At 66.1% G+C, this 8,693-nt stretch carries 7 protein-coding genes; 6 read left to right on the top strand and 1 reads right to left on the bottom strand.

Going from position 1 to position 8,693, the window contains the following annotated elements; genetic code table 11:
- Nucleotides 1-473: 473 nt before the first annotated feature.
- A complete protein-coding gene (locus A9762_RS25030) occupies nucleotides 474-1,379 on the bottom strand; it encodes an IclR family transcriptional regulator (RefSeq protein ID WP_083254281.1) in 906 nt (301 codons plus the stop codon).
- A gap of 170 nt (nucleotides 1,380-1,549) precedes the next feature.
- Between A9762_RS25030 and A9762_RS25025 the strand changes: the two genes are divergently transcribed.
- The 6 genes from A9762_RS25025 to A9762_RS25000 all read left to right on the top strand — a co-directional run bounded on the left by A9762_RS25025 (nucleotide 1,550) and on the right by A9762_RS25000 (nucleotide 8,686).
- Nucleotides 1,550-2,536 (top strand): fumarylacetoacetate hydrolase family protein, encoded by a 987-nt coding sequence (locus A9762_RS25025; RefSeq protein ID WP_069344693.1) that lies wholly within the window; start codon nucleotides 1,550-1,552, stop codon nucleotides 2,534-2,536.
- Nucleotides 2,537-2,912: 376 nt separating this feature from the next.
- Entirely contained in the window at nucleotides 2,913-4,067 is a 1,155-nt protein-coding gene (locus A9762_RS25020; protein WP_069344692.1) for an ABC transporter substrate-binding protein, read from the top strand.
- 147 nt (nucleotides 4,068-4,214) lie between these two features.
- Nucleotides 4,215-5,036, top strand: coding sequence for an enoyl-CoA hydratase/isomerase family protein (locus A9762_RS25015; protein WP_069344691.1), 822 nt, complete (start codon nucleotides 4,215-4,217; stop codon nucleotides 5,034-5,036).
- A gap of 187 nt (nucleotides 5,037-5,223) precedes the next feature.
- Complete coding sequence (locus A9762_RS25010; protein ID WP_069344690.1) at nucleotides 5,224-6,222, top strand: PhaM family polyhydroxyalkanoate granule multifunctional regulatory protein; 999 nt, start codon at nucleotides 5,224-5,226, stop codon at nucleotides 6,220-6,222.
- A 215-nt stretch (nucleotides 6,223-6,437) separates the two neighbouring features.
- A complete protein-coding gene (locus A9762_RS25005) occupies nucleotides 6,438-7,727 on the top strand; it encodes a patatin-like phospholipase family protein (RefSeq protein ID WP_069344689.1) in 1,290 nt (429 codons plus the stop codon).
- Nucleotides 7,728-7,825: 98 nt separating this feature from the next.
- Nucleotides 7,826-8,686 carry an AraC family transcriptional regulator gene (locus tag A9762_RS25000; RefSeq protein WP_069344688.1) on the top strand — a complete coding sequence of 287 codons (861 nt, stop codon included), beginning with the start codon at nucleotides 7,826-7,828 and terminating at the stop codon, nucleotides 8,684-8,686.
- The last annotated feature ends 7 nt before the right edge of the window (nucleotides 8,687-8,693 follow it).

Genomic DNA, 8,693 nt, shown 5'->3' with positions numbered 1-8,693 from the left:
CGGCTTGAGCGGGATGAGCGTGATCGGAATGCTCGGAATCGGCGTGTCGTCGATCATCGTGCGATGGCTGGCGACCCATAGCGCGATGAGCAGATGAACGACGAAAACCGCCGCCAACACGCCCATCCACAGTCCCCAGCGTCTGCGCGGGCCTTTCGGGCCCTTTGGCGATTTCGGCAATTTCGGCGGCCGTTGTCCCTTCGGCCCTTTCTGTCCCCTGGTTTCCTTCGGCGCGCGCGGCGATTGCGCCGAATCCCCGGGCGCGTCAGGGCCGACCGGGTTCGGCGTCACGTCGGCGGCGGCGTGGCGAGAGGCATTGGACGAGCTGGGCGGGCGCGAAGACACGAGAATCGATGAGTCGGGACGTCAGAACGTCAGGATCGCACATTGAGATGAACTCGGTTCGACAGCGCCCGTTCGGGAGCGTTCGCGACGCGTCGGCCCGGGTTTCGTGCCGCGCCGCGGCGCTTCACTCAACGCCGGTTCCCGGGGGCATGTGCATGCCCGAGGTCGGCCGACAGGTTTTGGGCGAGTGTGCGCAGTGCTGTGTCGATCGGACCGCCCCAGCTCGCATCGAAGCGGCTTTCGGGACCGAGTGCCATGAGGCCCATCACGAGTTGTCCCGTCGCATCGAACACGGGCATGCAGAAGGCGTTGACGGATGGGAGCACCGTGCCCTCGACCCGCGACGCCCGGTGGGCGCGCACGTCGTCGAGCACGGCATCGTACTGCGCGCGTGTGGCGGGCAGATGGTGACGCGACGCATGCTGAAGATCGGCCAGCGCCGCATCGATGAGCGGCGCCGTCTGACGCGCGGGGAGATAGGCCGCGAACAGGCGTCCGGCGGCGGATTCGAGCATGGGCATGACGTCGCCCAGCCGCAGCGGCACGCGCATCGGGAAGGTCGATTCGAGCCAATGCACGACGGTCGGTCCCTGATTGCCCCACACGGCGATGCCGACGGTCTGATCGATGGCGTCACGCAGTTCGGTCAGGGCGAAGCGGGCGGCCTTGAAGGCGTCGATCCGGGCGAGGTGTGCGAGCCCCATGCGCAGCGTGAACGGGCCGAGGTCGTAACGTCCGCTCACAGGGTCCTGCACGATGAGTCCGAGCCGCTGGAAGCTCACGAGATAACGGTGCGCCTTGGCGGGGTTCATGCCGGCAGCGTGCGCGAGGTCGCGCAGCATCATCGCGTTCGACGCTTCGGTCAGCACTTCGATCAGACGAAAGCCGACTTCAATGGACTGGATGCCCGAGCGGGTCTTCTCCTCGTCGGGCGCGGCGGCGCTGCCTTCGTTGCTCTCGTCGCTCTCATTGCGGGCGCCGTGATCGTGAAGGCTGTCGTGATCCGTCGTGTTGTCGTGTTCAGGCGCTGTCATGTGTCTCTGTCATTGTTATCGTGGCCGCCCGATCTTCCCGGCCGTCGCCGGCGATGCCCTCGGGTAGAATCCTCGGCTTCAAGCGTCATTCTATCGGGCCTCGTGCCCGAGACACGACTTGTCCGATTCCTCCGGTCCGAACCCCGAACCCGCTCGCAGACTCCATTGCCATGAAACTCGCTACCCGTAAGGACGGCACCCGCGACGGCCAGTTGATCGTCGTCTCGCGCGACCTGTCGACCGCCTGCATTGCCGACGCCATCGCCCCCACGCTGCAACGCGTGCTCGACGACTGGACGTTCTACGCGCCGCAACTGCACTCGCTCTACACCGAGCTGAACCATGGCCGTGCGCGCAACACGTTCGCGTTCGACCCCGCCGAATGCATGGCGCCGCTGCCGCGGGCGTATCAATGGGCGGACGGCTCCGCCTATGTGAACCACGTCGAGTTGGTGCGCCGCGCGCGCGGTGCTGAAATGCCGCCCGAGTTCTGGACCGATCCGCTCATGTATCAGGGCGGCAGCGACGACTTCATCGGGCCGACGGACGACATCGTCTGCGCGTCGGAAGACTTCGGCATCGACTTCGAAGCCGAGGTCGCGGTCGTGACGTCCGACGTGCCGATGGGGGCGAGCCCGGCGCGTGCACTCGAAGGCGTGCGTCTGCTGATGCTGGTCAACGACGTGAGCCTGCGCAACCTGATTCCGGCAGAACTGGCCAAGGGCTTCGGCTTCTTCCAGAGCAAGCCGGCGAGCGCGTTCTCGCCGGTGGCCGTCACGCCCGACGAGTTGGGCGACGCGTGGCGCGAGGGCCGCGTGCATCGACCGCTCACGGTGAAGTGGAACGACAAGAAGTTCGGCGCACCGGAGTGCGGCGAGGACATGGTGTTCGACTTCGGGCAACTGGTGGCGCACGTGTGCAAGACGCGCAACGCGCGTGCCGGGACCATCGTCGGCTCGGGCACGATCTCGAACAAGGACCGTAGCCGGGGCAGCGCCTGTATCGCCGAGAAGCGCATGCTGGAGACCATCGAGAAGGGCGCGCCGGAGACCGCCTTCATGCGCTACGGCGACCGGGTGCGTATCGAGATGTTCGACGCGCAGGGCAAGACGATCTTCGGTGCCATCGATCAGGCGGTTGCCCCGCTGGACGAGTAAGCGGCGGCGTTTGATTGGCCTCGTCGCCCAGGAGGTTCGTCGTCGGCTGTGTCGGTCTGATGTCGGTCTTGTGTCGCTTCACGTGATCGATGCGTGCCGACACGGCCGCACGCCCGACCGCCCGGACGGGAAAATGAACCGGGTCGAACGCCTTTCCCGGCAAGGCTTTGCGGGGTGTCAGGGGGTAACGTCATAGGGTGAACCCGGATATGGCGGGGAATTCTGGCTCCGCTATTCTTTGTCTCCTTGAGTCGGTGCGCCTGCCTGGCAGGTTCGCGCCCCGGCCCTAACTTTCGCCAGCGCGGCGCGCGGTGTCCGTCCTGAGACACCGGCGTTAGAGAACAACACCAGCGCCGGCCAGACCAGGAGATTTTCCATGCGAAACCCCGTGCGCACTGCCCTGCTGGGTGCGATGTTGCTGGCGTTGGCCGGCGGCGCTGCCGCTCAGGTCAAGATTGGCGTGAGCATCTCGCTCACCGGCCCCGCCGCTTCGCTCGGCCTTCCCGCGCGCGACACGATCAGCATGCTGCCGAAGGAAATCGGCGGCGAGAAGGTCGATTACATCGTGCTGGACGACGCGTCCGACACGACGACCGCCGTTCAGAACACCAAGAAGCTCATCTCCGAGAACCACGTCGACGCCATCATCGGCTCGTCGATCACGCCGAACACGCTGGCGATGCTCGACGTGATCGCTGCCGGCACCACGCCGACGATCTCGCTGGCCTCGTCCGCGCGCATCATCGAGCCGGTCGACGCCAAGCGCTACTGGATGTTCAAGACCCCGCAGACCGACGCGCAGATGGCCTCCGCCATCGCCGAGCATGCGAGCCGTCACGGCGTGAAGACGATGGCCTTCATCGGTCAGGGCGACGCGCTGGGCGAAGCCTTCTATGAAGAAGTCGCCAAATTCGCGGCCCTGCACAAGATCAAGATGGTCGCGAGCGAGCGCTTCGCCCGTACGGACCCGAGCGTGACCGGCCAGATCCTCAAGATCATGGCGCAGAACCCGGATGCCGTCGTCGTGGGTGCCGCGGGCACGCCGGCTGCGCTGCCGCCGAAGGCGCTCGCCGAGCGCGGCTACAAGGGCCTCGTGTATCACAACCACGGCGTGGGCAATAACGACTTCCTGCGCGTGTGCGGCAAGGACTGCAACAACACGTACCTGCCGGCCAGCCCGGTGCTCGTGGCGTCGCAACTGCCGAACGATCATCCGGCCAAGGCCGTGGCGCTCGACTACATCAAGAAGTTCGACGCCAAGTACGGCGCCGGCAAAGTGGCCGCCTTCGGCTCGTATGCCTGGGACGCCGGCATTCTGCTCCAGCGTGCGATTCCGATCGCGCTCAAGAGCAATGCCAAGCCGGGCACGCCGGAATTCCGCAAGGCCCTGCGCGACGCGCTGGAAACGAGCAAGGATGTCCACGTCTCGAACGGCGTGGTCAACATGAGCCCGACCGATCACCTCGGCCTCGACCAGCGCGCCCGCGTGATGGTGAAGATCGAGAACGGCAAGTGGGTGATTGCGCCGTAATGTCGATGACGACCCTCTGAATGCGAGACGGTACGAGACGATACCGACCGCTCGCATCGACCTGTTGACCGTCGGCGGCGCTGGCCTGTGTCGGTGCCGCTGTTCCATCCCCGCCTGTGCGGGGATATTTTTTTGGAGCGGTAAGCCATGTCGCAAGACCCGTATCAACACTATCAGTCGCTGCAATTCAAGCGGCATCCGAACGGCGTGCTCGAACTCATCATGGGCGCCGGCGCGAACAAGAGCGGTCTGTCGACGGCCGACCACCGCATGCATCAGGAACTGGCCGACGTGTGGCGCGACATTGACCGCGACACCGAGACGCGTGCCGTCGTGATCCGTGGCGAGGGCAAGGGTTTCTCCGGCGGCGGCGATCTGTCGCTCGTGGAAGACATGGCCGACGATTTCGCTGTGCGCGCCCGAGTCTGGCGCGAAGCGCGCGACCTCGTCTACAACGTGATCAATTGCAGCAAGCCCATCGTCTCGGCGATGCACGGCCCGGCCGTCGGCGCAGGACTGGTGGCGGGCCTGCTCGCAGACATCTCGATCGCGGCGAAGACGGCGCGCATCATCGACGGGCATACGCGTCTCGGCGTAGCCGCGGGCGATCACGCCGCCATCGTCTGGCCGCTGCTGTGCGGTATGGCCAAGGCGAAGTACTACCTGCTGCTGTGCGAGCCGGTGACGGGCGAGGAGGCCGAGCGCATCGGGCTCGTGTCGCTCACGGTCGATGAGGCGGACCTGCTGCCCAAGGCATTCGAAGTCGCCGACAAGCTCGCGCGCGGCTCGACGACGGCGATTCGCTGGACGAAGTACGCGCTCAACAACTGGCTGCGCAGTGCCGGGCCGTCGTTCGATGCGTCGCTGGCACTCGAATTCATGGGATTCGCCGGCCCGGACGTGCGCGAAGGCATCGCCTCGTTGCGTGAGCGCCGTGCGCCGGACTTCGGCGGGGACGCGCCTTTCTGAAGGCGTCTTTCCGTCCCTTTCGGTGGCCGCCCGCGTGCAGTCTCTGCCGCCGCTCGGGACGCCCCTGCCGACCGTCCCTTTTTGACACACCACTGGCGCAAGCTCGGCGTATGATCGATAGCCATACGCCCCGTGCGCCTGGCTTGGCCGGCAAGCCGTGCGTCCCCGACCGTGACTGGAGATCGTAATGAGCGATTCGACGAGTGCCATGCCGAACGGCTTCGACATTCTCAAGAAGATGTGGGAGGCCTTCAGCCCGCCCGCGACTTTCACCTCGCCGCTGACGCAATTGATGCAGAGCGCCGCGCCATTGCTCGATCCCAACGAAATCGAGAACCGTATCGCCGAGATGCGCGCCGTCGAGCAGTGGCTCACGCTGAATCTGAACGTGCTGCGCTCGACCATTCAGGCGTTCGAAGTGCAGCGCGCGACGTACGCTACGCTACGCGCCTTCGGTACGGGCAGCTTTGGCGCGACGGGTACGACAGGGGCGGCAGGCGCATCGGACGCCGGCGCTGCTGACACGAGCGATAGCAGTGCGTCGAACTTCTGGCGTTCGCCGTTCGCCACGCCGGAACCGGCGCAGGACGTCGAACCCGCGCCCGAGCCGTCGGCAAGCGAGGCTGAGTCGGATGAGTCGGATGCACCGCCGGAGACGGAAGCCGAGCCGGACGCCGAACCGCAGGGCGCAGGTGCTTCGTCGTCGCCGTTCGCCCAGGCGAGCAGCGCCTACGGCGCGCTTGACCCGTCGATGTGGTTCAACGCGATGCGGGCGCAATTCGACCAGATTGCCGCCGCGGCACAAGCCGCCGGTGTCTCGGCCGCGCAGATGACGGAAGCCGCAGCAGCGCAGATGTCCGAAGCGGCCACCAAGGCGACGCATGCTGCGACTGGCGCGTCGAAAGTGGCTGCGGGATCGTCGTCGACCGCTGGCAAAACCGCCGGAAAGACTGGCGCCGCCGCGAAGAAGCCTGCGACGAAAACGGCTGGCAAGACGGCCGCAAAGCGTGCGCCGGCCAGCAAGAAGACGCCCGCGAAATCGGCGGCCGTGAAGACGTCGGCCAAGACATCGTCGAAATCCACCACCGGGACGTCGGCAAAGGCAGCGGACAAAGTCACGGACAAGGTAGCCAAGGCGGCCAAGGCGCCGGCCGCGACGGGCAAGCAGACCGCCTGGAAGTGGTGAGCGCCGTCGGGCGGCGAGGATTGCCAATGATCGTTGACGATTGTCGCAAGCCCGGCGAATCACCGAACAGGCGAATCGACGCATGTGCAGGACTGCAAGGACGGAGAAGGGATAGCTGCACGGGGAGACGACAGCGGCGTTGACGGCGAGATCCGTCGGCACACGCGGCTGACGCGACACAAAGCACAACGAGAGCGAAGGCAGGAGGAGGCCCCATGATCTCAGGCGAACGTACCGGTCTCGTCCTGATGGGCGGCGGCGCACGCGCTGCGTATCAGGTCGGCGTGCTCGCGGCGATTGCCGCCATTCAGCGCGAGGTCCTGCCGTCGCGGCGAGCGATCCCGTTTCCTGTCGTGTGCGGCACCTCGGCCGGCGCCATCAATGCCGCCGCGCTCGCGTCGCACGCCGACGATTTCCAGCACGGTGTGATGAAGCTCGATGCCGTCTGGCGACAGTTTCACGCGGGGCAGGTGTTCCGCGCCGACTCCCTCGGCATGGCCGGGACCGGCGCGCGCTGGCTCGCGGCCCTCTCGCTGGGCTGGGCGTTGCGCCGCTCGCCGCGCTCGCTGTTCGACTGGTCGCCGCTCGCCGACATGCTGCGTCAGGCGATCCGTCTTGACCGGCTGCCGGAAGTTTTCGCTTCTGGCGCGCTCGAAGCGTTGTCGGTCACTGCGCTGTCGTATTCGTCCGGCAAACACGTCACCTTCTATCAAAGCGCCGAGCCGATTCAGGCATGGAAGCGTTCGCTGCGGCTGGCACGTGCCGTGCCGCTGACCGTGGAGCATTTGCTGGCGTCGAGCGCGATTCCGTTCCTGTTTCCCGCCATCGAACTCGATCTGGACGGACAACCGGAGTACTTCGGCGATGGCTCGATGCGGCAGATCGCGCCGCTCAGTCCGCCGATCCATCTGGGCGCGACGCGGGTGCTCATCATCGGCGCCTCGCATGGGCAGTACGGGCTGGACAGCAGCGGCGAGCGCATCGGCGGCTATCCGAGCCTCGCGCAGATCGGCGGTCAGGCGCTGGCCAGTGTGTTCATCGACGGCTTGTCGGCGGATCTGGAACGCTTGCAGCACATCAACAACGTGCTGCGTTACGTGCCCGAGGCGCAGCGCGAGTCGAGCGGGTGGCGTCCCATCGACACGCTGCTGATTTCGCCGAGCCAACGGCTGGAGCCGATTGCCGCACGTCACCTGAAACAGTTGCCGCGCGCGGTGCGCACGATGCTCGGCGCCATCGGGGCCGACGCCGAACGCGGTGCCGCCTTTGCGAGCTACTTGCTGTTCGAGTCGTCTTACACGCAGGAACTCATCGCGCTTGGCGAGGCCGACGCCTACGCGCAGCGCGACGCGCTTGCCGCCTGGCTCGTGGCCGAAGCGGACGGCACCAGCCCGCTCGACGACGTCGAGGCCGGTGCGGTCGGCGGAGCCGAGCCGCCCGCGAACTCGCCACTGTCGATCGATCCGGATGCGGCGGTGGCCGATACCGGAAAGCCGGCGGCGTAGGACGCGATGCTTTTCGTCAGATCGGAGCGCATCGGGTTACGCCGCTTGCCTCGCCGGACATCCCGTTCGAATCGTTGTCGTTATTGAATTCAGTGCTAATGCCGAAGCCCTCACACGCCGTTGCCGCCAATATCGAGTGCCCGTATCCGTCGACCTTCTGGCGTGATCCGTCGCTCCCGTTTCTCGAAGCCCGTGAGGTACTCGACGGACGTCGCGTGTGCTACGCGCTGCATAGCCATGAGACGTTCTCCATCGGCGCGGTGACGGGCGGGCGCAGCACCTACCTCAACGGGCGGGCGCGGGAGACCGTGGGACGCGGCAGCGTGGTCGTGATGAACCCTGACGCCGTGCACGCCTGTAATCCCATCGGGGACGAAGCGTGGGCCTATCGAATGCTGTTCGTCGATACGAAGTGGTTGCGTGATTTACAGCGCGAACTCGGGTTCGGGCACGGGCAGGATCTGCACCGCTTCGATCCGATGTCATCGACTGATCCGGCGCTCTACGACGGGCTGAACCGGCTTTACGACGTTTGCACCGATGCGTCGCGCGACCGGCTGGAGCGCGAGAGCGTCGTGCAACAGTTCTTCATCGACGTGCACGAGCGACTGAACCCAGCGCCCAAGCCGATGCGGGACGATTCGCACAAGCTCGGCCGCGCGGCAGATTTCATCCGGGCGCATTGCTGCGAAGCGCTCACGCTCGCGCAGATTTGCGACGCGGCAGGGCTTTCGGCGTCGTACCTCACGCGAGCGTTTCGTGCGCAGTACGGCCTCACGCCGCACGCGTTTCTCATGAATCAGCGCATTCAGTACGCGCGGGCGCGATTGCGTCGTGGGCATGCGATTGCCGAGGTGGCGCTCGATGCGGGCTTCGCCGATCAGGCGCACTTTCAGCGGACCTTCAAGCAACTGCTGGCCGCGACGCCCGGGCATTACCGCGACACACGTGCGGTATGAGGCGATG

This window comes from Pandoraea sp. ISTKB, from assembly GCF_001721285.1.
Lineage (GTDB): Bacteria > Pseudomonadota > Gammaproteobacteria > Burkholderiales > Burkholderiaceae > Pandoraea > Pandoraea capi.
This window is presented reverse-complemented; position numbering and strand designations above follow the sequence as displayed.

Coding starts and splice junctions, on each gene's coding strand:
- A9762_RS25030 (WP_083254281.1), bottom strand. CDS start 1,379: ATGACAGCGCCTGAACACGACAACACGACGGATCACGACAGCCTTCAC.
- A9762_RS25005 (WP_069344689.1), top strand. CDS start 6,438: ATGATCTCAGGCGAACGTACCGGTCTCGTCCTGATGGGCGGCGGCGCA.
- A9762_RS25010 (WP_069344690.1), top strand. CDS start 5,224: ATGAGCGATTCGACGAGTGCCATGCCGAACGGCTTCGACATTCTCAAG.
- A9762_RS25020 (WP_069344692.1), top strand. CDS start 2,913: ATGCGAAACCCCGTGCGCACTGCCCTGCTGGGTGCGATGTTGCTGGCG.
- A9762_RS25025 (WP_069344693.1), top strand. CDS start 1,550: ATGAAACTCGCTACCCGTAAGGACGGCACCCGCGACGGCCAGTTGATC.
- A9762_RS25015 (WP_069344691.1), top strand. CDS start 4,215: ATGTCGCAAGACCCGTATCAACACTATCAGTCGCTGCAATTCAAGCGG.
- A9762_RS25000 (WP_069344688.1), top strand. CDS start 7,826: ATGCCGAAGCCCTCACACGCCGTTGCCGCCAATATCGAGTGCCCGTAT.